General features: G+C 69.0%; 20 protein-coding genes. 12 read left to right on the forward strand and 8 right to left on the reverse strand.

Annotated elements, in window-relative coordinates:
- The first annotated feature begins 41 nt into the window (after positions 1–41).
- From WDJ58_RS22460 to neuC, 3 genes are all read left to right on the forward strand, one after another.
- Positions 42–1,064, forward strand: coding sequence for a polysaccharide biosynthesis protein (locus WDJ58_RS22460; protein ID WP_338915549.1), 1,023 nt, complete (start codon positions 42–44; stop codon positions 1,062–1,064).
- Positions 1,065–1,306: 242 nt separating this feature from the next.
- A complete protein-coding gene (locus WDJ58_RS22465; protein ID WP_338915550.1) occupies positions 1,307–1,822 on the forward strand; it encodes a hypothetical protein in 516 nt (171 codons plus the stop codon).
- Between the two features lie 132 nt (positions 1,823–1,954).
- Positions 1,955–3,121, forward strand: a complete 1,167-nt coding sequence (gene neuC, locus WDJ58_RS22470; RefSeq protein WP_338915551.1) for a UDP-N-acetylglucosamine 2-epimerase — start codon at positions 1,955–1,957, stop codon at positions 3,119–3,121.
- A gap of 193 nt (positions 3,122–3,314) precedes the next feature.
- Here neuC and WDJ58_RS22475 read toward each other — a convergent pair whose 3' ends face one another.
- From WDJ58_RS22475 to WDJ58_RS22485, 3 genes are all read right to left on the reverse strand, one after another.
- Entirely contained in the window at positions 3,315–4,346 is a 1,032-nt protein-coding gene (locus WDJ58_RS22475; RefSeq protein WP_338915552.1) for a glycosyltransferase, read from the reverse strand.
- A 134-nt stretch (positions 4,347–4,480) separates the two neighbouring features.
- The gene (locus tag WDJ58_RS22480) at positions 4,481–5,413 is read right to left on the reverse strand and encodes a glycosyltransferase family 10 domain-containing protein (protein ID WP_338915553.1); all 933 of its coding nucleotides are present in this window, start codon (positions 5,411–5,413) and stop codon (positions 4,481–4,483) included.
- Positions 5,414–5,574: 161 nt separating this feature from the next.
- Positions 5,575–6,630, reverse strand: coding sequence for a glycosyltransferase (locus WDJ58_RS22485; protein WP_338915554.1), 1,056 nt, complete (start codon positions 6,628–6,630; stop codon positions 5,575–5,577).
- A 99-nt stretch (positions 6,631–6,729) separates the two neighbouring features.
- Here WDJ58_RS22485 and WDJ58_RS22490 point away from each other — a divergent pair, with 99 nt between their 5' ends.
- The 4 genes from WDJ58_RS22490 to WDJ58_RS22505 all read left to right on the forward strand — a co-directional run bounded on the left by WDJ58_RS22490 (position 6,730) and on the right by WDJ58_RS22505 (position 11,031).
- Complete coding sequence (locus tag WDJ58_RS22490) at positions 6,730–7,821, forward strand: glycosyltransferase family 4 protein (RefSeq protein WP_338915555.1); 1,092 nt, start codon at positions 6,730–6,732, stop codon at positions 7,819–7,821.
- Between the two features lie 50 nt (positions 7,822–7,871).
- Entirely contained in the window at positions 7,872–9,008 is a 1,137-nt protein-coding gene (locus tag WDJ58_RS22495; RefSeq protein WP_338915556.1) for a glycosyltransferase family 4 protein, read from the forward strand.
- A gap of 264 nt (positions 9,009–9,272) precedes the next feature.
- Positions 9,273–10,217, forward strand: a complete 945-nt coding sequence (locus WDJ58_RS22500) for a methionyl-tRNA formyltransferase (protein ID WP_338915557.1) — start codon at positions 9,273–9,275, stop codon at positions 10,215–10,217.
- 103 nt (positions 10,218–10,320) lie between these two features.
- Complete coding sequence (locus WDJ58_RS22505; protein ID WP_338915558.1) at positions 10,321–11,031, forward strand: methionyl-tRNA formyltransferase; 711 nt, start codon at positions 10,321–10,323, stop codon at positions 11,029–11,031.
- Positions 11,032–11,064: 33 nt separating this feature from the next.
- Here WDJ58_RS22505 and WDJ58_RS22510 read toward each other — a convergent pair whose 3' ends face one another.
- Together WDJ58_RS22510 and neuB are read right to left on the reverse strand one after the other, a co-directional pair.
- Positions 11,065–11,733, reverse strand: a complete 669-nt coding sequence (locus tag WDJ58_RS22510; RefSeq protein ID WP_338915559.1) for a PIG-L deacetylase family protein — start codon at positions 11,731–11,733, stop codon at positions 11,065–11,067.
- Complete coding sequence (neuB, locus tag WDJ58_RS22515) at positions 11,733–12,845, reverse strand: N-acetylneuraminate synthase (protein WP_338915560.1); 1,113 nt, start codon at positions 12,843–12,845, stop codon at positions 11,733–11,735. Before neuB ends, WDJ58_RS22510 begins: the two co-directional genes overlap by 1 nt.
- A gap of 156 nt (positions 12,846–13,001) precedes the next feature.
- Here neuB and WDJ58_RS22520 point away from each other — a divergent pair, with 156 nt between their 5' ends.
- The 5 genes from WDJ58_RS22520 to WDJ58_RS22540 all read left to right on the forward strand — a co-directional run bounded on the left by WDJ58_RS22520 (position 13,002) and on the right by WDJ58_RS22540 (position 18,628).
- Positions 13,002–13,688 (forward strand): acylneuraminate cytidylyltransferase family protein, encoded by a 687-nt coding sequence (locus WDJ58_RS22520; protein WP_338915561.1) that lies wholly within the window; start codon positions 13,002–13,004, stop codon positions 13,686–13,688.
- A 156-nt stretch (positions 13,689–13,844) separates the two neighbouring features.
- Positions 13,845–15,626: an ABC transporter ATP-binding protein gene (locus tag WDJ58_RS22525; RefSeq protein ID WP_338915562.1), complete on the forward strand. Its 1,782-nt coding sequence runs from the start codon at positions 13,845–13,847 to the stop codon at positions 15,624–15,626.
- A 296-nt stretch (positions 15,627–15,922) separates the two neighbouring features.
- Positions 15,923–16,627 carry a glycosyltransferase family 10 domain-containing protein gene (locus tag WDJ58_RS22530; RefSeq protein ID WP_338915563.1) on the forward strand — a complete coding sequence of 235 codons (705 nt, stop codon included), beginning with the start codon at positions 15,923–15,925 and terminating at the stop codon, positions 16,625–16,627.
- A 210-nt stretch (positions 16,628–16,837) separates the two neighbouring features.
- Positions 16,838–17,710, forward strand: a complete 873-nt coding sequence (locus tag WDJ58_RS22535; RefSeq protein WP_338915564.1) for a hypothetical protein — start codon at positions 16,838–16,840, stop codon at positions 17,708–17,710.
- Positions 17,711–17,800: 90 nt separating this feature from the next.
- A complete protein-coding gene (locus WDJ58_RS22540) occupies positions 17,801–18,628 on the forward strand; it encodes a glycosyltransferase family 2 protein (RefSeq protein WP_338915565.1) in 828 nt (275 codons plus the stop codon).
- 174 nt (positions 18,629–18,802) lie between these two features.
- On the opposite strand, the gene WDJ58_RS22545 is transcribed toward WDJ58_RS22540, so the two are convergent.
- Genes WDJ58_RS22545 through WDJ58_RS22555 form a run of 3 tightly spaced genes read right to left on the reverse strand, consistent with a single transcriptional unit; the run spans position 18,803 to position 22,196 of the window.
- The gene (locus WDJ58_RS22545; protein WP_338915566.1) at positions 18,803–20,119 is read right to left on the reverse strand and encodes an alkaline phosphatase family protein; all 1,317 of its coding nucleotides are present in this window, start codon (positions 20,117–20,119) and stop codon (positions 18,803–18,805) included.
- Positions 20,116–21,138 (reverse strand): GDP-L-fucose synthase family protein, encoded by a 1,023-nt coding sequence (locus tag WDJ58_RS22550; RefSeq protein WP_338915567.1) that lies wholly within the window; start codon positions 21,136–21,138, stop codon positions 20,116–20,118. Before WDJ58_RS22550 ends, WDJ58_RS22545 begins: the two co-directional genes overlap by 4 nt.
- On the reverse strand, positions 21,135–22,196 hold the full coding sequence (locus tag WDJ58_RS22555; RefSeq protein WP_338915568.1) for a GDP-mannose 4,6-dehydratase: 1,062 nt from the start codon (positions 22,194–22,196) through the stop codon (positions 21,135–21,137). Before WDJ58_RS22555 ends, WDJ58_RS22550 begins: the two co-directional genes overlap by 4 nt.
- Between the last annotated feature and the right edge of the window lie 4 nt (positions 22,197–22,200).

Consider the following 22,200-nt stretch of genomic DNA (forward strand, 5'->3'; position numbering starts at 1 on the left):
AAGGTGAAAAGAGACTTGTCGCGCACACGAGTCGAGCCCCTATGGATTCACTGAGGGACCAGAACGTCCTCGTTACGGGAGGTTGTGGGTCCATCGGTTCGAAGCTCATCGAGCAGCTCCTCGCCGCGGATCCGGCCGTCATCCGCGTGTTCGACACGGACGAATCCGCGCTGTTCGACCTCCAGGAGACGTACGGCAAGCGGGGTCGTCTGCGGTACCTCCTCGGCGACGTCCGCGACCGCGACAGGCTGGGGATGGCCCTCGAGGACATCGACGTGGTGTTCCACGCCGCGGCGCTGAAACACGTCGAGCTCACGGAGTACAACCCCTTCGAGGCGGTCCAGACGAACGTCCAGGGGACCCAGAACCTCGTCCGCATGGCCGTCGAGGAGGAGGTCGACGCGTTCGTCAACGTCAGCACCGACAAGGCATCCAACCCGGTGTCGGTGATGGGGGCGACCAAGCTCCTCTCCGAGCGGCTCGTCATCGCGGCGAACGCCTACAAGGGCTCGCGGGAGAGCCGCTTCGGCTGTGTCCGGTTCGGCAACGTCCTCGGGTCCAGCGGCTCGGTCGTCCCCGTGTTCGTCGACCAGATACGCGAGGGGGGACCGGTGACCGTCACCGACCCCGACATGACGCGGTTCGTCATGCCCATCGAGGAGGCGGCGGGGCTCGTCCTCGAGGCCCACGAGCGGATGACCAGCGGCGAGGTGTTCGTCCTCAAGATGCCCGCGTTCCGGGTGGGTGACCTGGCCGAGGCGATGGTCGAGCGCTACGCCCCGACGTTCGGATACGACCCCGACGAGGTCGGGATCGAACGGGTCGGCGCGCGCCCGGCCGAACGGGTCCACGAGAAGCTCGTCTCGGCCGACGAGAGCGCTCACGCCCGCGACCTCGGGGACATGTTCGCCATCCTCCCGCAGATCGACGTCCCGGGCTACGAGGCGGTGAACTACGACGACGCCCCCCTCGTCTCGGAGGAGTACACCTCCGAGGACGAGCGGCTGCTCTCGAAGGAGGAGATCGTGGCGATGATCGAACGCTCCGACGTGACTGGACTGTGAGTCCGCCACGGGCTCCGGACGGGGCCGCCCGCCTCTCACTCCCCCGGGAACGGTGAGCGGTCCCGCGGGAGACCCGCCTCGGACCGGCCGAACCCCGCGATGGGAGCGCGATTCCGCTCGACCAACCGGCGAGCGATAGCGCCGCCATCGGGTATCGGGTCCCGCCGTCCCGGATCGGGTGACCGGGATACGGATCTCACTCTCCGGAGGGCCTATGGGGAACGGGCGCGAGTCGGTCACCCGTGCTGGGCCCCCCGACCAGACAGACGAGGGCCGCGACCGAGCGACGCCGGTCGTCGTGGCACGGTCTCGGCGTCACGGACCGGCCCGAGAAGGACGGGATCGGGGTGTTCCTCGACGACGTGGTGTACGCCTTCGCGGATATATCCGTCGTGAGTCTGCCCGTCCTCTACCTCGTCATGGCCGGGGATCGACCGGGGTTCTACGGCGTCAAGACCAGCATCCTCGTCGTCTGGATGGCGACGGTCCTCGTCGCCGCGCTGATCCGGGGCGGGTGGATCACGCCCCTCGGATCGGGCGTCCCCGGGTGGGTCTCGCTCACGCCGGTGCTGGTCGCGGCCCGCCTGCCCTACTACAACGCGACCTTCGCGGGCTGTGCATACCTGACCGGGTTCGTGCTCGAACTGACGCGGTACCACGTCCTCTCGATCCTCCTCCCGGCCGCCGTCGGCGGCGTCGCGATCGCGGCGTTCCCGGCGGTCGCGGACCGGGTGTACGCGCTCGTCGTGGGGGAGTGACGACGGGCGCGCATCCCACGCCCCGCCACGGCACTCGGCGAACCGAAGCGACCGGGCGTGGCCACGAGGCCGGGGGTAACGGAGTGCGCTCGATTGGGTGGGGTTGATAGTCCAGGCCGCGAGTGGGTGGGTATGAACGGCGCCGACGATCGGCGCGTGCTCGTCCTCACGGGGACCCGCGCGGAGTACGGCCTGCTGCGCTCCTCGATGGCGGCGATACGCGACCGCGAGGGACTGGCGCTCCAAGTCGTCGCCACGGGGATGCACCTCTCGCCGCGCCACGGGCGGACCGTCGAGGAGATACGCGAGGACGGGTTCGCCGTCGACCGCGAGGTGCTGATGCAGGTCGAGGGGGACACGGGCAAGGCGATGGCGAAATCGCTCGGGCTCGGAACGTCGGGCCTGGCCGAGGCGTTCGCGAGCCTCGACCCCGACGTCGTCCTGCTGCTGGGCGACCGCGACGAGGCGCTGGCGGGCGCGCTCGCCGCCGCACACATGAACGTGCCCGTCGCGCACGTCCACGGCGGCGACTCGATGCACGGGGCCATCATCGACGACAGCATCCGTCACGCCATCACGAAGTTCGCTCACCTCCACTTCCCGGTCTCGGAGCTGAGCGCCGAACGGGTCGAGCGGCTCGGCGAGGAACCCCGGCGGGTCACGACGGTGGGTGCCCCCGGTCTCGACGACGTGCTCGCCGGCGAGTACGACGACCCGGCGTCGGTGCTCGAACGACACGGGCTCGATCCCGGCGAACCCCTGCTACTCGTCGTCCAGCACCCCGTGACAACCCGACCCGAAGAGGCGGGCGAGCAGATAGCCGCGACGCTCGACGCCGTCGAGTCGTTCGACGCCCAGGCCGTCGTGATCTACCCGAACTCCGACGCGGGCGGCGACCGGATGATCGACGAGATCGAATCCCGCGGGTTCGACGGGCGCGTCGGGACGTTCAGGAGCCTCCCGCGCCGGGAGTATCTCGGCGTGATGGCCGCCGCGGACGCGATGGTCGGAAACTCCTCCAGCGGGGTCATCGAGGCCCCGTCGTTCTCGCTCCCCGTGGTCGACGTCGGCCCCCGACAGGAGGGACGGGAGCGCGCGGCGAACACCCTCTCGGTCCCCCACGAGACCGACGCGATACGGGCGGCGATCGAGCGGTGTCTCACCGACGAGACGTTCCGCGAGCGCGTGTGCGAATGCGAGAACCCCTACGACTACGGGGGAGCGGGCGAGCGTATCTGCGAACGACTGGCCGAGGTCGAACTCGGCGAGGAGCTCCTGCGAAAGCGGCTGACGTACTGAGCGGGAGTGGTGGCGCTCTGCGATCCCGCCCGGCCGGTGTCCGAGGACCTGACGGGCCCGGTGGCCGCTCGTCGGTGACACCACGTGATCCCCGCGGGATTCGCCCGATCGGCCGTCGACGGACCGATTCCCCGGGTGGCGTGGGGCTCGCCACCGTCACGCACCCCCATTTCGATCGGCGGGGTTAGAACCGTTACCGGCGGATGCGGCTCGTGAGGACCTCCGGGTTCGACCGAAGGTACCCGAGAAATCGAAGCGGCAGGCGCGGATCGATCCGCACCGCGTCGACGACGAGTCCCAAACTGTCGGGACGGAGCGGCGGCCGCGAGAGCGCCCGAAGTAGCTGGAGCGTGGCCTCCTCGCGGACGGCGACCAGGTCGGGATGGGGTTCGTACTTCGACTCGAACGCCGAGAGGAGTTCGAGATACGTCGCGCCCAGTTCCTGCTTGTCCAGCCCGGTCGCCCCGCCGCCGTGGATCAGGAGACGGAGATCCGAGACCTGCCGGAGGTTCAGGCCCAGTTCGGGGAAGCTCCGCGAGACGTACCGATGGGAGATGCGGTCGGCGAGGCGGCGCTGTCTGTCCGCCTCCCGGACGCTCTTCTTGTCCTCCGTCCCGATCCGGTACTCGAGGAGTGGCTCCGACAGGTTCGCCCCCTCGGCGTGGTCCAGCAGTCGAACGAGGAGGTCGTAGTCCTCGGCGGCGTCGAACCGTTCGCGGTACCGGACGTCGTGGCGTTCGAGTACCGCCCGCCGCATCACGGCGGTCGGGTGGGGGATACAGCTCGAGAGGAGCATCCGCCACCTGATCTCGAGGTCGGTCCGCATCACGTCGGTACATCGGTGGTAGCGTCCGTCGCGATCGATCCGTCGATAGCGGCTCCCGACCACGCCCACGCCGGGGTGTGCCTCCAGGAACTCGACCTGGCGCTCGAGTCGGTGCGGGAGCGCGACGTCGTCGGCGTCCATCCGGGCGACGTAGTCGCCGGCACACCGCTCCAGCCCCGCGTTCAGTGCGCCGGCGAGGCCGCCACCGCCGTCGTACTCGACGCGGTCGATCGGGAGCCCCGAGGCATCGAGCGCCGCGGCCGTCCCCTCCGACAGCGACTCCGTCACCGCGACGACCTCGAAGTCGTCGAACGTCTGTCCTTCGAGACTCGACAGCGCCTCGCTCAGGAACGGTTCGTCGCGGTAGACGGGCAGCAGGACGGAGACGCTACGCGGCATCGTCGACGTTCCTCCATCGTAATCCCTTCGCAGGGTCCGGACCACGCCCATACGGTGGGGACGGTGGTGACCGTCGGGTTCGATCTGGAGTGGAACCGGACCGAGAGGTGTCCGCGCGGCCGGACTCCCGGTACTCAGGAGGGCTCAAGGTGGAGGTTGCGTCCCTCTACGTCCGGGCTGAACGTGAACCCGAGGAACGTCTCGCTCGCGTACTGGTCGAGACGGATCCCGTTCCGTATATCGATCAAGTGTTCGCGGTTCCGCCGGAGGCTGGGTAACAGTCGATCGTACGTCCGTGGCGAGACCTCCTCATCGAGGAGCGTCGAGAGGTCCTCCAGGGTGTCGAAGAAGAGGACGCCCTCGGTGTCGAACCCCAGCGTCTCGACTGCTTCCTCGCCCCCCCAGTAGATGGGGACGGTCAGCGTCTTCAAGCAGTCGTAGAATTTCTCCGAGACGTACCCCGGATACTTCCCGTTCTCGACGACGACCTGATACATGTATGGGTTTAGTGACACCGCCTTCTCCTCGAGGTACGTCCCCGTTCCGGAACCGTAGAGATCCACCCGGTCGGCGACCGCGTCGGCAATCTCGTGCCGGAACACGTGACCCGGTAGTGTCCGCTTGTCTGAGTATATCATCGAGACGGTGGCCGATTTCTCTCCGTATTCCCTGCTCGTATCGAGGCGGACGAACCCGTCGAACCCGGCGTACAGGGCACGCGGGCAGCGGTAATTATCCAGCCCAAGGAAGTTCCCGAACGAGATCTCGGCGTAGAACTGCTCGTTGGGATCCACCCAGTCCTCGTGTTCGACTACCGCGGGGGACTCGGTGAGGACGAGCACGTTCCTCTTGTTCTCGTCGTGTGCGGCCATCGCGTCCCCGTTTCGGCAGACGTTGAGGTTCGCCTCCTCGAACAGTTTGTTCCGGACCTGCTGGTGGAGTCGGAACGTGTCGTCGGAGACCCGAAAGTAGGCGGTACGGAGGAGGTACTGGAGCACCCGTCGAGTCAGTTCGGTCGCGCCCTCGGCCGCGTAAGTGCCGAGCGCCCGACCCAGCGTGTCCCGCATCATCGTAGGCAGGACTGCTTCTGGGATAATTGTACGCACTATTCGCTGCTGCACGCGCCGGGAACCGAGAGGATGGGAGAGTCGTCGCTGGATCCCCGGTCTCAGAGGTACCCCAGGTCCCGGAGCAGGTCAGTGACGCTGCCGATCTCCGACAGCGACATTCACGACGGGTATTGGTCCAAGCCGAGCACCTGTCTCGCGAACCAGCGTCGTTCCTCGTGCCAGGGGATATACTCGGCCCGTTCCCGTGCCCGCCGCTTTTGGGCCGCGAGGTCGGCGCAGTCGGCGAGCCGAGCGAGTGCGCTCTCGACCGCAATGGAGGTCGGGGAGACGAGGACGCCGGCGTCCCGTGTCAGGTCTCGAACCCCGGGGAGGTCCGACGCGAGTGGGACCGTCCCGGCCGCGAGGAACTCCCCGATCCGGATCGGGTGGGCGTACCGCCAGTCGGGCCGGTCGCCGAGGAGACAGAGGCCGACGTCGGCCCGCTCGACCGCTCGACGGACCCGCCCGTGATCGGTCGGGCCGTGGAAGGTGACGTCGTTCGTGACGCCGAGGGCGTCCGCGCGAGCGGCGTGACGCTCCGGAACGTCGCCGTAGACGTCGAGACGCGCGCCCGCCTCGAGCCCGGCGAGCGCCTCGAGCGTCACCGCCAGACCGGCGTCGTGCGAGCTGGCGTGGACCAGCCGGAGCGTGTCCCCGACGTCGAACGACGGTTCGAGCCCCTCGACGTCGGCCCCGTTGGCGGCGAAGCGAACGTCCCCGGAGAACGTCCGCGGCGTCGAGGGGTGGACGGTGTGGACCGCACGGTCCGCGCGGTCGAGGAGCGAGAGCAGTCCCCGGACCGTTATCGGTTGCACCCGGGAATCGCGGTTGTAGACGTACTGCATCGGGTCGTCGTAGACGTCGAGCACCCAGCGCCGGTCGGAGAGGTACCCCGAGAGGGCGGGGGCGTAGTGGAACGTCGTCAGGTAGACGCCGTCCTCCGCGTCGAGCAGTCGGTCGGCGATCCGGCTGGCCCGCCAGGCCCGCACGGGTGGGAGTCCGGAGCGGAGGACCACGACGCGGTCGAACGCGGCCTCGACCGCGGCCGGCGGGGCGGCCGGGTAGGTGAGGAGCGTCGACTCGGTCGCCAGATCGGCGACGGCGATCGCGTGGTTGTACGGCGTCACGCTCGTCACGTCGGTGACGTTCGGGAGGTAGTAGACGAGGGGGGCCATGACCTCTGGTCGGTACCCGCATCGGAGGGTGGAGAAGGTATCGCCGTCGTCGCGATCAGAGCGGAGTCTATAACCCGGGCCGGTGTGGACGGGGGAGCGATGCGAATCGGCGTCTACCTCGGGAGCAGGGGGGCCTCGACCGACAACGCCGCTCGCGTGTTCGAGGCGTACGGTGCCCACCTGGCCGGCGAACACGAGGTCGACGCGTTCGGCGGAGCGCCGCTCCCGGAGGGGGCGGCCCCTCACTACGCGCACGTCGAGCGAACGCCCTACGACGGGGGCGGGGCCCTCGGGGAGGTTCTCGCGGCGTACCGGGCGGCCCGGCGCTACTGCCGACGCCGGTCCCCGGATCTGCTGGTCCAGCTCTGGAAGTACAAGGTCCACGCCCCGGGGACGTGTCTCGGCGGACGCACGGCCGGCGTGCCGGTCCTGACCCGGCTCCAGGTCGATGCGTTCGGGGAGTACCGGGCGTTCGAGGGGTTCGAACGCGCGCGGATATACGTACTCGACCACGTCATCGGGCGGATCCCACGACGTCTGAGTTCGGGAACGATAGTACTCGGACCCTACGGCCGGTCGGAGCTACGAGCGCGCGGGGTCGACGACGGACGGATTACCGTACTCCCCCCGCCGCTCGACCCACGGGGGCGGTTCCACCCGCCGACCGATTCCGGGGAAGCAAAGCGAACGCTCGACCTCCCCGAGGACCGACCGATCGTCCTCTACGCCGGTCGGCTCTCCGAGCAGAAGGGGATGCCGTTCCTCCGGCGCGTCGTCGAGCGGGTCACGGCGCGGAGCGACGTCCTCTTCCTGCTCGTCGGCGACGGGCCGTTCCGGCGGCGGTTCGCCGAGCGGTTCGACCGGGGAACGGTCCGACTCGCGGGGCACGTTCCCCACGACCGGATGCCTGCCTACTACCGGGCGGCGGACGTGTACGCACACCCGTCACCGTACGAGGGGATACCGCTCGTCGTCCTCGAGGCGCTGGAGACGGAACTCCCCGTCGTGGCACGGGACGCTGGTGACATCGCCGCCGTCATCGACACCGTCGTCGAGACGCCCGAGGAGATGGCCGACTGGCTCGTGAACGGCCCCTGGAGGACGGAGTGGCTGAACCGGGCCTCGTTCGGCCCCGAGAACCAGCGGCGGACACTGCTCCGGGCCGCCGAACGGGCCGCCGAACGGGGATAGAGGCTGATCGAGTCACAGCCCTTATTTTAATACCAGACTGACGAATACTAATGGCGAGGATCGCGGTGTTCCACCCGCACCTGATGGCAGGGGGTGGCGGGGAGGCCGTCTGCATGAACGTCCTCCAGGCGCTCGAGGACCGCCACGACGTGACGCTGGTCACGATCACGGACCCCGATATCGGACGGCTCGACGACTACTACGACACCGACGTCGGGACGGTCGACGTGGATCGGGGGGGGTGGACCGGACCCGTGATCACGAAGCTATCGGACGGACTCTCGATCCCCGACGGCTCCCTCTGGAAGATCCGCGCGTCACTGTTCAAGCGCGCCTGCGACCTCGACGCCTACGACCTCGTCGTGAGCACCTACAACGAGTTCGCGTTCCGACTCCCGGCAGTACAGTACGTCCACTACCCGACGGGAGCCGGCCACGGCCGGGGGGCGACGGAGCGAGCGTACCTCCGGCTCGTCGAGATGGTGGGCGGATACGACCGCGACCGCGTCGGCCGATCCACGTTGCTGGCGAACTCGGAGTGGACGGCGACCTCGGTCGAGAGCCGATACGGGGTCCGGCCACGGGTGGTCTACCCGCCCGTGGACGTCTCGGCGTTGCGGGCGGCGAGTCGACCGTGGGAGTCGCGCGAGCACGGCTTCGTCGCCGTCGGACGGCTCTCGCCGGAGAAGAACGTCGAGCGGAGTATCCGGATCGTCTCCGCCCTCAGGAGCCGCGGACGCGACGTTCACCTCCACATCGTCGGTCCCGGCGGGGGGACGGAGTACGGCACGCGGATCAGACGACGGGCGGACGCGACGGACGGGATCCACTTCGAGGGAGAACTCCCCCGGCAGGAGCTACTCGATCTCCTGGGGAGTCATCGGTACGGGCTCCACGGGATGAGGGCCGAGCACTTCGGGATGGTCGTCGCCGAGTTCGCGGCCGCCGGGGCCCTCCCGTTCGTCCACGACAGCGGCGGACAGGTGGAGATCGTCGACGGACGTGAGGAGCTGTGCTACGGGGGTACGGCCGACGCGGTCGAGAGGATCGAGGGGCTACTCGAGAACCCGGAACGACAGCGCGAGATCGGGAGACAGCTCTCGACGGAGGTCGAGCGGTTCGGCAGGGAGCGGTTCCGGGCCGAGATCAGGGGCGTCGTGTCGACTGCCCTCGCCGGGATCGATTGATCGTCACCCCGGAGCTGGCGTGCATCTACCCGCGTGCGAGCGCGTGTCGAGCACGATCGACGGCATCACTGGAGGGACTCGCTACCGAGCAGTGGACACGCACGGGCTCGTCCCGGCGTGCGAGCCGGAGGCCGCGTCCTCGTCCGCATCCCGCCCGAACGGGGGCGATCCAGACGCGAGACGCCACCGCTTCCGCCCGATCCCCCGGCGGGTACGCGACCGGTGGTCACAACGGCTTTCATCCGCGCCGCCGACCCCCCGACGATGCGGGTCGTCTTCGTCACCCACAACGAACTCGGGCTGGCCTGTCTCGAGGAGCTCGTCGACCTCGGGGCGGACGTCCGGGCGGTCTACACGCGTCCGGAGCGGGAGGAGCTCGCCGACCAGACCGATCTCGCGGCGTTCGCCAGCGAGCACGAGGTCTCCCTCCACCGGGTCGAGTCGGTCAACACCGACTCGGTGAAGGCCGAGATACGCGAGGACGATCCGGAACTCCTGTTCGTCGTCGGGTGGTCGCGGCTCGTCGACGGCGAGGTGCTCGACCTCCCGTCGGTCGCGGCCCTCGGGATGCACCCCGCGCCGCTTCCCCGCGGACGGGGCCGGGCACCGCTGGCCTGGTCGATCGTCAAGGGGCTCGACGAGACCGCGCTCTCCTTCTTCCACCTGGTCGAGGCGGCCGACGCCGGCGATCTCGTCGGTCAGGAGCCGCTTCCCATCGACAGGGAGGACGACGCGGCGTCGCTCTACGCGGATATGGTCGAGGCGGGCCGCGCGCTGATACGGAGACACTACCCCGAGTTCGAGGCGGGCGAGATCCCCCGGGAGCCGCAGGACGACTCGCGTGCGACGTGGTGGCCCAGGCGCGACCCACACCACGGACTGATCGACTGGACGGCGGGTCCGAGAGAGGTCTACGACTGGATCCGGGGGCAGACCCGACCCTATCCGGGCGCGTTCTCCTACCTCGACGACCGGAAGGTGACGGTCTGGGCCGCGAACCCGCCCGAGGACGAGCCGGCGTTCGTCGCTCCCGGGGAGATCACGTATCGGGACGGGGACGCGCTCGGGGTCGGCGCGTGGGAGGGCGTGATCGAACTGACCGAGGTGCAGGTCGGGGAGGACGACCCGATCCCCGCGGGGGCGCTCCTCGACGACCACGGGTTCGAGGTCGGCGACACCTTCGAGAACGCTCGCGATCGGCTGGAGTGACTCCTCGTCGGGGACCCGGATGACGAGGGGATACCACTACCGTTCCGGGTCGATCCGCTCGGGCACCGGCCACGTTTAAGCGCCTCCGTACCCCGCCCCCGTCATGGACGTCGTCTTTCTCGGGATCAACGACGCGGGCTGGGAGATATACGAGTGGCTCTGTGACCGCGAGGAGGTGAGCGTCGAGGCGCTCGTGACGACCGAGGAGCAGCTCTCGCTCGTCGAACGCCTCGATCCCGACGTCGTCGTGGCCGTCGGGTTCCAGCACATCCTCCCCGAGGAGGTGCTCGAGATCCCCGAGGCGGGGTGTATCAACGTCCACCCGGGCTATCTCCCCCACGCCCGCGGGTTCAACCCGAACGTCTGGAGCATCGTCGAGGGGCTCCCGGCGGGGGCGACGATGCACTACATGGACCCGGGTGTCGACACGGGTGAGATCATCGCGCGCCGGCGGGTGGAGACGACGTTCGCCGACACGGGTCGGTCGCTCTACCGGCGCATCGAACGGGCCTCCGTCGAGCTGTTTCGTGAGTCGTGGCCCGACATCGAGGCCGGCGAGGTCGAGACGACCGAGCAGACCGAGGCGGAGGCGACCTACCACTACAAATCCGACTTCCGGGAACTCTGCCGGATCGACCCCGAGGAACGCTACGAGACGAAGGAGCTCCTCGACGTCCTGCGCGCGCTTACCTTCCCGCCGTTCGACAACGCCTTCCTGGAGGTCGACGGCGAGCGGTACTACGTGGAGGTGGAGGTGACGCCGGCCGACGAGGCCGAGGACGTCGACCGGGTCGGGACGCTCTCGTCGTACTGACGGGACGCCGAACGGGGAGCGGGAGTAGCCGAATCAGCGGTACGCACGGAGGACGTCGAACGCCTCGGCGGCGTGCGCCCCGCAGGCGGCCCCGCGGGCCTTCGCGACCGCGCGCAGGGACTCCGCCGAGCGCGGGTGGGGGTACTCCCGCACCTCGGTCTCGTAGGCCTCGAACGCCTCGACCTTCGCGTCGAGGTGGCTCCCGATATCGACGAACAGGTCGGGTTCGAACCCCTCCATCCGGGGCGACCACTCGGTCGAGGAGGGCGTCTCGTAGGCCAGGACGGTCGCGACGCCCGATCCCGGTCGGGTGGCGACGAGCGTCGAGTCGTGGACCGCGACGTGGTCGCGGTTCACCTCCCGGCGGGAGTGGGTGTAGACGACGTCGGGGCTCACCTCGTCGACGACCGCCTCGATCACGGCGTTGACCTCGACGTGGGCCACGTCGTCGAGCCGCATGTCCGGCAGGTCGCCGAAGTGAACGTCGGTGACGCCGAGCCGGTCGGCGCACGCCCGTGCGTCCCGGCGCTTCTCCTCGATCAGGTCCTCGTCGTCGTACTGCTGTGTCGTCCCCTCGGTGACGACGAGGGTGTGGACCTCCTCGCCCGCGGCGGCGTGTCTCGCCATCGTCCCCCCCGCGCCGAGCACCTCGTCGTCGGGGTGCGCGCCGACCACGAGGACCGTGTCGTCGCCGTCGAACATCACTCGTCGGTCCCCTCATCCCGGTCGGTTACGTCCTCGACACCCTCGTCGACCCCGTCGGCGTCCAGGTCGACCGTCACGCTATCCCGCGTTATCGGGTCGCCGGCGGCGAGGTCGCGGGTCGTCCGCGCGCCGATGACGGCGTCGTGGTATCGCGGGGAGAGCCCCTCGACCGGCCGGAGGACGGCGAGATGACGGGCCTCGATGGTCGTCCCTCCCGCTACGTCCGTCGCGGCGTGGAGGCTCTTCCGGATGGTCGGGGCGTTCTCGCGTTCGACGGCGGTCGGGCGCTTCTCGGGGCGCCCGCGGGTCCGCGCGGCCGCCCGGGCGAGTTCGACCGCCCGGGCGAGTTCGTCCGGTTCGAGCGACGCCTCGTGGTCCGGCCCGGGGAGCGTCGAGTCGAGCGTGAAGTGTTTCTCGACGACGCACGCGCCCGCGGCGACGGCGAACCCCGGCGTCTCGGGGAGCGTCGTGTGGTCGGAGTAGCCCACCGGCTCGTCGAGCTCGGCCATCATGGTCCCCATCGCGCGGAGGTTCACGTCGTCGAGCGAGCAGGGGTACGCCGACGTGCAGTGGAGGAAGGCGGCTTCCGCATCCGGATCGACGCCGCGGATGGCCTCGCGGGCGGCGTGGACCTCCGCCATCGTTCCCATCCCCGTACTCACGACCATCGGGAGCCCGAACCCGGCGACGTGTTCGAGCAGCGGATGGTTGTCGAGTTCGCCCGAGCCGATCTTGATCGCCGGGAGCCCGAGGTCGGCGAGCGTGTCGGCGCTCTCGGGGTCGAACGGCGTCGAGAGGAACGTGATCCCGCGCTCGGCACAGCGGTCGATCAGCCGCTCGTGATCCGCCCGGTCGAGCTCGTACCGCTTCAGCATCTCGTACTGCGAGCCCTCGCCGGTGGTCTCGGTCTGGTACTCGGCCTTCGACGCCTCGCGCGTGACGAGCCGGTCGGCGCTGAACGTCTGGAACTTCACCGCGTCCGCCCCGGCGTCGGCCGCGGCGTCGACCAGCCGCTCGGCCATCCCCATGTCGCCGTTGTGGTTGACGCCCGCCTCGGCGATGAAGTACGGCGGGTCGTCCGGCCCGATCGGAGTGCCGTCGATGTGCACGGTCACACCTGCGGTGCCGGGGGCATAAGTGTGGACGCCGGCACGGACGGGGCGGCGTTCGAGGGACCTCCCTGGAACCGTCGTCGAATTCCGTCGCTGACACGCGGCGCCGGGCGAACCCTAACGTATTTTGCCGTCACGTCGTCGAGAGGGACCATGGCCCGGCTCGTCGCCCTCGTCCCGATGAAGGGACACAGCGAGCGCGTCCCGAACAAGAACCTCCGGTCGTTCAACGGCCGGCCGCTGTGTCACTGGGTCCTCAACACGCTGAACGCGGTGTCGGCGGTCGACGAGGTGGTCGTGAACACGGATTCGGCGGAGATCGCCGACGAGGCCCGGGAGCTCGGAGCGTCGGTGCTCGAACGACCCGAGCGGCTCCGGGGCGACCACGTCGAGATGAACGAGATCATCCTCCACGACGTCCGCCGGACGGAGGCCGACCGCTACCTCCAGACCCACTGTACGAACCCGCTGTTGCGCCCGGAGACGGTCGCGGACGCGGTCGCGGCGTTCGAGGAGCGCGACTGTGACTCGCTGTTCTCCGTGACGCCGCTCCAGACCCGGCTGTGGGACGCCGACGGCGAGCCCATCAACCACCGGCGCGACGAGCTCAAGCGCACTCAGGACCTCCCGCCGGTCTACGAGGAGAACTCCAACCTCTACCTGTTCACCGAGGCGTCGGTCGAGCGCCGGGAGAACCGCATCGGCGACGACCCGGAGATGTTCCCGATGGAGCCCTGGGAGGCGATCGACATCGACGAGACGGTCGACTTCCGTATCGCCGAGATGCTCCACCGGGACCGCTACGGCGAGGAGCCGACGCCGGAGGCGGTGGTGGAGTGATCCCGGGGGGAACCGCCGTCCCGATTCCGGGTCGGAAACCGACGGTTCCGAACTATTGATGAGCGGCGGTGTCGAATCCGCGGAAGAAGCACGGTCGTGAGTCCACAGCGTGAGAGACACCGAGTTCGATTCGACACGGAAGACGGGTGAGGACGGATGAGCAGCGAGAGCCGCCGTGCCCTCTGGAACATCGTGGGGTTCGCCCCGAAGCGGTCGGCCACGATACTGGCCCTGAGCGTGGTCGCCGCGGGGCTGGAGGGCCTGGGCCTGGGGTTCATCCTCCCCATCGTCGAACTCGCCCGGCCGGGCGGGACCTCCCCGGAGGAGGCGACGGGCCTGCTCGGCGCGTTCGTCCGGGTCTACGAGACCATCGGCCTCCCGTTCGTCCTCGAGTACGTGATCGTGGGGGTCGTCATCGCGATGGGTATGCGGTACCTGACGAGCTTCGCGGTGGCGTGGCTCCGGGTCGACCTCCAGACCGACTACACCCGCGCGCTGAAGACCGAGGCCTTCGACGCGGCGCTCGACGCACGGGTCAGGTACTTCGATCGTGAGGGGTCAGACGAGATACTGAACGCGATCATCACGCAGGCGACGTTCGCCGGTCGAACCATCACGCGTGCGGTCCAGCTCCTGGAGACCGCGATGATCGCCGCGATCTACCTCGCGGTCGCGCTCTACCTCGCCCCGCTCCTGACGGGGCTCACGCTGATTCTGCTCGGGGCGATCACCTACGTCGTCCGGTTCGTCATCGAGCCGGGCTACGTCGTCGGTGACAGGGTGGCCGAGGCGAACGAACGGGTCCAGGCCGCCGTCCAGGCCGGCACCCAGGGGATACGCGACGTGAAGGTGTTCGGCGTCGACGGGGAGCTGTTCGAGGACTTCCAGCGCTCCATCGACCAGCTGGTCAGGTCCACGGTCACGGTGAAGCGCAATCAGGCGGGGATCAACAACTTCTACCAGTTCACGAGCGCGGTCACGGTGTTCGTGCTGATCTACTTCGCGCTCACGGCCACGCCGCTCTCGTTCGGCGAACTCGGCGTCTTCCTGTTCGCGATGTTCCGGCTCGCCCCCCGGGTCAGCACGCTGAACGACCTCTACTACGCCCTCGAGAGCGACCTCCCCCATCTCACCCGGAACCAGCGGTTCGTCGACCGGCTCGCGCGAAACACGGAGCCCGAATCGGGCTCGGAGCCGGTTCCGGAGACGGTCGACCGCATCGAGTTCGACGGGGTGACGTTCGCCTACGAGGACGAACCGGTCCTGCACGACGTCTCACTCGAGGTGGAGCGGGGCGAGTTCGTCGCGTTCGTGGGCCAGTCCGGGGCGGGCAAGTCGACCGTCGTTTCGCTCATCCCCCGGCTGTACGAGCCCGACGAGGGGCGAATACTCGCCGACGGCCGACCCATCGACGGGTTCGACCTCGACGAGTGGCGCGAGCACGTCTCGGTGGTCCGACAGAGCCCGTTCATATTCAACGACACGCTGCGGTACAACGTGGGGCTCGCGGACCGGAACGCCTCCGAGGAGGAGATCGAGCGGGTCTGTGAGATCGCTCGCGTCACCGAGTTCCTCGACGAACTGCCGAACGGGTACGACACAATGCTCGGGGACGACGGGGTCCGGCTCTCGGGCGGCCAGCAGCAGCGCGTCGCACTCGCCCGAGCCCTCCTGAAGGACGCGGATATCCTCCTGCTCGACGAGGCGACGAGCGACCTCGACAGCAACATCGAGCGCGAGGTGCAGGCGGCCATCGAGTCGATGGAGCGGGACTACGCGCTGATAACCATCGCACACCGGCTCTCGACGGTGAAGAACGCGGACCGCATCTACACGGTCGAGGACGGACGGATCACGGACGTCGGCGGGCACGACGAACTCCTCGAGGACGACGGACTGTACGCGGAGCTGTACGCGACACAGCGTAGCGAGGCGTAGCGAGGTCGGGCGGGACGGGAAACCGTTAACACCGGCGTCGTCATCGGCCCGGACATGGCGTCAGTCCGTTTCGTCTGGGACCTCGGCCCCCGGAGGAGCTGTACGAGCGGCTGCTCGAACGGACTCCCGGGGATTCGGGCACCTGGGAGACGACGACGCTCACGACGGACCCCGACGACGCGGACTACACGGCGATAATCAACCAGCCGCCGGAGGAGGCCCTCGCGGTCCCGCCCGAGGAGCGGCTCCTCTTCTGTCGCGAACCACCCCTGTTCGGGCGCTGTGACTGGTCGGACGTGGCGGCCGCACACAGGGAGTCGCCCGCCACGGGCCACCCGCTGGTCCAGGAGTGGTGGGTCGAGCGGTCCTACGACGAACTGACCGACATCGGCCCGGAGGACGTTCCCAAGACGGGATCGCTCTCGTGGGTCGTCACGGACAAGGGGCGGATCGGCAACCCGCTCGTGAACGTCGCCCGGCGGGCGATGCTGAGCGCCGGCATCCTGAAACACCGACCGAAGCCCGCGGGGATGCTGAAACCCCACGTCACGGACGGTCACATCCTCCGGATGGACTTCCTCGATAGGCTCGTCGAGCGGGGGGCATCACAGCTCGACCTGTACGGGAGGGGTGAGTTCTCCGGGAGCCACTACCGGGGCGAGATCGACGACAAGTGGGACGGTCTCGCGGAGTACCGGTACAGCCTCGCTATCGAGAACTACAAGGGACCACACTACTTCAGCGAGAAGGTCGTCGACCCGTTACTGGCGTGGTGTCTCCCGATCTACTGGGGGTGTACGAACCTGGACGACTACCTCCCCGAGGACTCGTACGTCCGGATAGACATCGAGGACCCCGACGCGCCGTCGCGGGTGCTGGAGATCGTCGAGAGCGATCTCAGGGAACGGAACCTCGACGCCATCGCCGAGGCGCGGCGTCGCATCCTCGAGGAGTACCAGTACCTCCCTCGTGCCCACCGCGCCATCCAGGGTCTGACGTGATCCGCCTCGGGAGGTCCGGGTCGACGGACCGGATCGGCCACGAGACTCGTCCCGGGGACCCGACGCCGACGGCCGGCACGCCAGGGTGTCGTTCCCGGAGCGATGACCGGCTTTATTATCGCACGTCCGAATACCCGCGCGAGAGGCCGATCGGAGGACCACGAGCACTGTGACATGAGACGGTATCTGCAAGCCGCTGTCGAGCTCGCGATGACGGACCCGGGGCTGGCCGCGAAGAAGGGCCTCCTGGAACTGAACTACGTCGGACGCCGGGCGAACCAGTTCGTCCACGGGCGCGGGACGAGACGGGAGGGCTACCGGCTGATGGAACGGGACTGGGACACCGCCATCGTCCTCGACGCCTGTCGGTACGACACGTTCCGCTCCGAGTACGACCTCGGCCTCGGGAACCTCTCGAAGGAGATCGCGCCGGGAAGCGAGAGCCGCGAGTTCTTCCGGCGGACGTTCGGGGGACGGAAGCACCACGACACGGTCTACGTGACGGGCAACCCCTACGTCACGACGCTGCCGTCGGACACCTTCCACGCCGTCTCCCTCGACGACGCCTGGAACGAGTCGGGGACCGAGGCCCCGCCGGAACGGATCACCGAGGCCGCCCTCGAGGCCCACGCGGAGTACCCCGAAAAGCGGATCGTGGTCCACTACATGACCCCACACCGACCGTTCATCGCCCCGGAGATGCGGCACGTCGAGGGGGAACTCGGTCACTGGCGGGGGATGATCTGGCCGGGGGAGACCACGGCCGAGGAGATCAGGCGTGCGTACGAGCGCAACCTCCAGCTGGTGCTGGAGGACGTGGCCGAGCTGCTCGAACACGTCGAGGGGCGGGTGATCGTGACCGCGGACCACGGTGAGCTCCTGGGCGAACGGCTCCGCCCGGTCCCGGTCCGGTGCTACGGTCACTTCCCCTCGCTGTACGTCCCCGAACTGGTCGAGGTGCCGTGGGTGGAGGTGCCGTCGGACGAGCGACGTCGGATCGTCTCCGAGCTACCCGCCGAGGAGTTCTCGGTGGACGAGGCGGAACGGACCGAGCGACTCCGTGCGCTCGGGTACGTCGGATGAGCGCGATCGTGTCGTCGCCGGGACCACCCCGACCCCGTTCGACCCGTCGGGGGTCGATCGGGGACGACGGCAGCGACGGGGACGGCGACCATGTCTGAGGAACGACCGACCGCGACGGTCGGCATCGTGACGTACGGGCGGCCGCAGTACATGGCGCGGCTCCTGGAGAGCCTCCTGGACCAGACGTACTTCCCGGACGAGATCGTGGTCGTCGACGACAGTCACGCGGGCCCGACGCGCGAGGCGGTCGAGGACCGGGCCTCGGCGTTCGAGCGGCGGGGGACCACCCTCCGATACCTCCCCCGGAGCGGTCCGGCCAGCATGCCCGGGGCGAGGAACACCGTGATCGACTGTTCGGAGTCGGACATCGTCTGCTTCCTCGACGACGACGTGGTCTGCGAACCGGAGTGGTTCGAGAGCATCCTCCAGGGGTTCGAGGAGAACCCCGGGATGGCGGCCGTCGGCGGTCCGGCGATCAGCGTCGACGAGGACCTCGAACCGCTCCGGGAGATCGTTCATCACCCCGAGAACCAGAACCACGTCGACGGCTACGGCGGGACGACCAGCCGAGTGAAGGACTGGATCCCCCCCGCTCCCGTCGAGACGGATCGACTCGGCGGGGCGAACATGGCGTTCAGGCGCGAGACCCTGGTGTCGATCGGGGGGTTCGATCTCGCGTACGATCGGGGACCGGCGAAGTTCGAGGAGACCGACGTGATGGCGCGTCTGACCCGTGAGGGACACCGACTCCTCTACCACCCCGGTGCGCTCGTCCACCACTTCGAGGCGCGGGCGGGTGGCTCGCGGACGGGGATGACCCGTGCGGATCTCGAGGAGAGTACTGGTTCGCCCGGAACTACGTGCTCTTCCGCCGGAAGAACGCTATCGTCCCGTTCTGGCTGTCCGTCGTTCGTCTGATCGTCCTGGGGTTTTCCCCGGGACAGGTGTGCCACCTCGTCGGGGCGCTGCTCGACCGCGATCCGGGGCCGCTCTACCGGCTCCGCGGCTACGTCGACGGCATCGTGCTCGACTCGCTGCTCCGGTAGGCCCGTCCGGCGTCCGCCGTGGTCGACCGACCGGACCGGGATCGGGTCAGTCCTCGTCGACCATCTCGGCGTAGCCGAGGTTGTGGAGGCGCTCGGAGACGACCTCGCTGTCCTCGACCCGCGTGTCGCGCCGCACGTCGAGCGGTCGCTCCTCGATACGGGGAGTCGGGACCGCGTCCACGGCGGTCCCGACGTAGGTCGCCGGGACGGGTTCGTCGAGGAGCGACAGTATCGTCGGCGGGAGGTCCTCGAAGTCGACGCTCGACGGCTGACCGGCCCGGACGTCCGGGCCGGCGAGCGCCCAGACCGCCGGGTTCGAGTGCGTCCCCGTCGTCGACTCGACGGAGACGCCGTCCGCACCCGCCTCGATCGGCGAGCGCAGCACGGCGTCGTACGCGCGCTTGGCCGCGAGCGGGAGCGGGACCCGCTCGGAGACGGCCCGCGCCAGCCGGTGGACCCCCTCGGGCGGGTCGCCCTGTCGCGGGCCGAAGCCGTGGTCGGAGAAGACGAGCAGGTCCGCGTCGGTCTCCGCCCGGATCCACCCCACGAGGTCGTCGACCCGCCGGTAGGACTCGAGGATCGCGTCGCCGTAGGTGGGGTCGTCGGCGACCATGTGCGCCCAGAAGCAGTGCTGGACGACGTCGATCGACTTGAGCAGGCTGTAGAGGTAGTCGAGGTCGTGTTCGCGCACCGCGTGCTTCGTGAACCGGATGCGTGCGTCGAGCACGTCGAACATGTCCTCGTGGAGGGTCTCGAGGGTGACCTCCCCGAAGAGGTCGTCGTCGACGAACCCGTAGGGGCGGTCGCCGTAGCGGACGTCGATACGGTAGCCGAGTTCGTCGAGTTCCCCGGCCAGTTCGGGGGGGTACACCCGCCGATCGGTCGCCGGAGGGGTGAGCATCCCGGAGACACAGAAGCCGCCGTCGAGTTCCAGCGGCGGCCACAGCGGGAGCGGGTTGATCAGCCCGACCCGGACCCCGGACTCGGCGAGCAGTTCGGGGTAGGTCTTCACCCGGATGTCGGAGACGTTGATCAGTTCGCGGGCGTCGGGTGCGGGCTCGCCCGCCCGCCGCTTCCGGTCCCCCTTCAGGAACCCGGTGACGCCGTGGGTCTCCGGGGTGACGCCCGTGAAGTGGGTCGTCCACTGGTTGGCCGAGGAGAGCGACGAACAGTGGGCGGTCCCGTACGCGCCGTCCTCGCGGAGCGACCGGAGTTCGGGGAGTTCGCCGGCGTCGATCCACCGGTCGAGTAACGAGGGTTCCATCCCGTCGACCGCGAGCGCGACGACGCGCGGGCCGTCTCGTTCGTCGTGGTCGCCGCGGACGTCGCGTTCGGTCCGATCACCGGGGTCGGAGCCGGTCACGGCTCGGGCGTCGATCCCGACCCGACGATGCGCTCGCGGTTCGCCTCGTACCAGTCGATGGTCTCGCGAAGCCCCTCCTCGAACTCCGTCGAGGCCCCCCAGTCGAAGCGCTCCCTCGCGCGGGCGGTGTCGAGCCGTCGGCGGGGCTGGCCGTCGGGTTTGGAGGTGTCCCACTCGACCTCGCCCTCGAACCCCGTCAGATCCGCGATCAGCTCCACGAGGTCGCGGATGGAGATCTCCATCCCGCTCCCGAGGTTGACGGGCTCGGGCCCGTCGTAGCGCTCGGTCGCGTCGAGGATTCCCTCGGCGGCGTCCTTCACGTAGAGGAACTCCCGGGTGGGCTCGCCGGTCCCCCAGGCGGTGATCGAGTCGTCGCCGCGCTCGCGGGCCTCGACGCACTTCCGGACGATGGCAGGGATGACGTGGGAGGTCTCCAGGTCGAAGTCGTCGCGCGGGCCGTAGAGGTTGACGGGCATGAGGTAGATCCCATTAAAGCCGTACTGGTCGCGGTAGGCCTGCGACTGGGTGAGCAACGCCTTCTTCGCGATGCCGTAGGGGGCGTTCGTCTCCTCGGGATACCCCTCGTAGAGGTCCTCCTCGCTGAACGGCACGGGGGTGTGCTTGGGGTACGAGCAGATCGTCCCGATGGTGGTGAACTTCTCGACGCCGACCCGGCGGGCGGCCTCGATGAGTTCGATGCCCATGATCGCGTTCTCGTAGAAGTAGGTCCCCGGATTGTCGCGGTTGGCACCGATGCCGCCGACCGTCGCCGCCAGGTGGATCACGACGTCGGCCGCCGAGTCCTCGAGCGCCCGGTCGATGTCGGAACGGTCGCGCAGGTCGTACTCGTCGCTCCGGGGGACGAACACGTCCACCCCGGGAGCGCGCGACCGGAGGTCCTCGACGAGGTGGCTCCCCAGAAAGCCCGATCCGCCGGTGACCATCACCGTGCGGCCGTCCCAGTAGTCGTGTCCGCACTCGCCGTCGTCACCGGCCTCGGTGGTGCTCTCGCCCGTCATCGCCAGTCGACCCGTCCGTACCACGCCTCGCGGTTCTGTGCGTACCAGTCGATGGTGCGGCGGATGCCCTCGCGCCAGTCGACGCGGGGCTCCCAGCCGGTCTCGGCGTTGAGCTTCTCGTAACCCACCAGGAGCTCCTCGACGTCCGAGTCGCCGGGGCGGAAGCGGTCCTCGTCCTGGATGATCTCGGGGTGCTCCCAGTGACCGTGTTCGGCACCCACCTCGAGGATGGTGTCAGCCCAGTCGCGCATCGAGATGTTCTTGCCGTGGCCGTAGACGTACTGCTCGCCGGGGGAGCCGCCGAGCGCGACGTGGAGGTGACCGCGGACCCCGTCGGAGACGTAACACATGTCCCGCTTGGACTGGAGGTTGCCCAGTTCGACGACGTCCCGCTCCAGAGCCTGGGTGATGATGGTCCCCGTGATGTAGCGCGGGTTCTGGCGCGGGCCATAGTTGTTGAACATCCGCGTGGTCACCGCGGGGAGCCCGTAGGCGTCGTGGTAGTTCATCGTGAGGAAGTCGGCGGCGAGTTTGGAGGTGGCGTAGACGCTCTTGGGGTTGACCGGCGAGCGCTCGGAGAGCAGGACCCGGCCGTCGTCCTCGAAGTCGTGGGCGTCCATCATCTCCTCCTTGACGTTACCGTACTCCTCACTCGTCCCGGCGGTGTCGAACTTCGCGACGTCCAGATCGAGGTCGACGACGGCCTGGAGGAGGTTGAGCGTCCCGAGGACGTTCGTGTCGACCGTATCGTAGGGCCGGGACCAGGACTCCCCGACGTGGGCCTGTGCCGCGAGGTGGAAGAGGAGGGTGTCGTCGTACGGCTGGAGCGCCGAGAGGGCGCGCCGAACGGAGTGAGGGTCGCGGAGGTCCCCGCGGTGGACCGTGACCTCCCCGGAGCGGTGGACGATGTTGTTCAGCTCGCCGCTGGAGGTCGCCCGGACGAACGCGTGGACGTCCGCGCCGTGGTCGACCAGCCAGTCGACGAGGTGCGAGCCGACGAACCCGTCCGCCCCGGTGACGAAGACGGGTCGTTCGGCGACCTGGTCCTCGATGTCCATGTCT

Source organism: Salinirubellus litoreus, assembly GCF_037335815.1.
GTDB lineage: Archaea > Halobacteriota > Halobacteria > Halobacteriales > Haloarculaceae > Salinirubellus > Salinirubellus litoreus.

Excerpts from the sequence above, each read along its gene's own strand:
- WDJ58_RS22475 (WP_338915552.1), bottom strand. The coding sequence starts at position 4,346 with ATGCCGCGTAGCGTCTCCGTCCTGCTGCCCGTCTACCGCGACGAACCG.
- WDJ58_RS22535 (WP_338915564.1), top strand. The coding sequence starts at position 16,838 with ATGACGGACCCGGGGCTGGCCGCGAAGAAGGGCCTCCTGGAACTGAAC.
- WDJ58_RS22500 (WP_338915557.1), top strand. The coding sequence starts at position 9,273 with ATGCGGGTCGTCTTCGTCACCCACAACGAACTCGGGCTGGCCTGTCTC.
- WDJ58_RS22555 (WP_338915568.1), bottom strand. The coding sequence starts at position 22,196 with ATGGACATCGAGGACCAGGTCGCCGAACGACCCGTCTTCGTCACCGGG.
- WDJ58_RS22525 (WP_338915562.1), top strand. The coding sequence starts at position 13,845 with ATGAGCAGCGAGAGCCGCCGTGCCCTCTGGAACATCGTGGGGTTCGCC.
- WDJ58_RS22490 (WP_338915555.1), top strand. The coding sequence starts at position 6,730 with ATGCGAATCGGCGTCTACCTCGGGAGCAGGGGGGCCTCGACCGACAAC.
- WDJ58_RS22550 (WP_338915567.1), bottom strand. The coding sequence starts at position 21,138 with ATGACGGGCGAGAGCACCACCGAGGCCGGTGACGACGGCGAGTGCGGA.
- WDJ58_RS22505 (WP_338915558.1), top strand. The coding sequence starts at position 10,321 with ATGGACGTCGTCTTTCTCGGGATCAACGACGCGGGCTGGGAGATATAC.
- WDJ58_RS22510 (WP_338915559.1), bottom strand. The coding sequence starts at position 11,733 with ATGTTCGACGGCGACGACACGGTCCTCGTGGTCGGCGCGCACCCCGAC.
- WDJ58_RS22520 (WP_338915561.1), top strand. The coding sequence starts at position 13,002 with ATGGCCCGGCTCGTCGCCCTCGTCCCGATGAAGGGACACAGCGAGCGC.
- WDJ58_RS22460 (WP_338915549.1), top strand. The coding sequence starts at position 42 with ATGGATTCACTGAGGGACCAGAACGTCCTCGTTACGGGAGGTTGTGGG.
- WDJ58_RS22495 (WP_338915556.1), top strand. The coding sequence starts at position 7,872 with ATGGCGAGGATCGCGGTGTTCCACCCGCACCTGATGGCAGGGGGTGGC.
- WDJ58_RS22485 (WP_338915554.1), bottom strand. The coding sequence starts at position 6,630 with ATGGCCCCCCTCGTCTACTACCTCCCGAACGTCACCGACGTGACGAGC.
- neuC (WP_338915551.1), top strand. The coding sequence starts at position 1,955 with ATGAACGGCGCCGACGATCGGCGCGTGCTCGTCCTCACGGGGACCCGC.
- WDJ58_RS22480 (WP_338915553.1), bottom strand. The coding sequence starts at position 5,413 with ATGCGGGACACGCTGGGTCGGGCGCTCGGCACTTACGCGGCCGAGGGC.
- WDJ58_RS22540 (WP_338915565.1), top strand. The coding sequence starts at position 17,801 with ATGTCTGAGGAACGACCGACCGCGACGGTCGGCATCGTGACGTACGGG.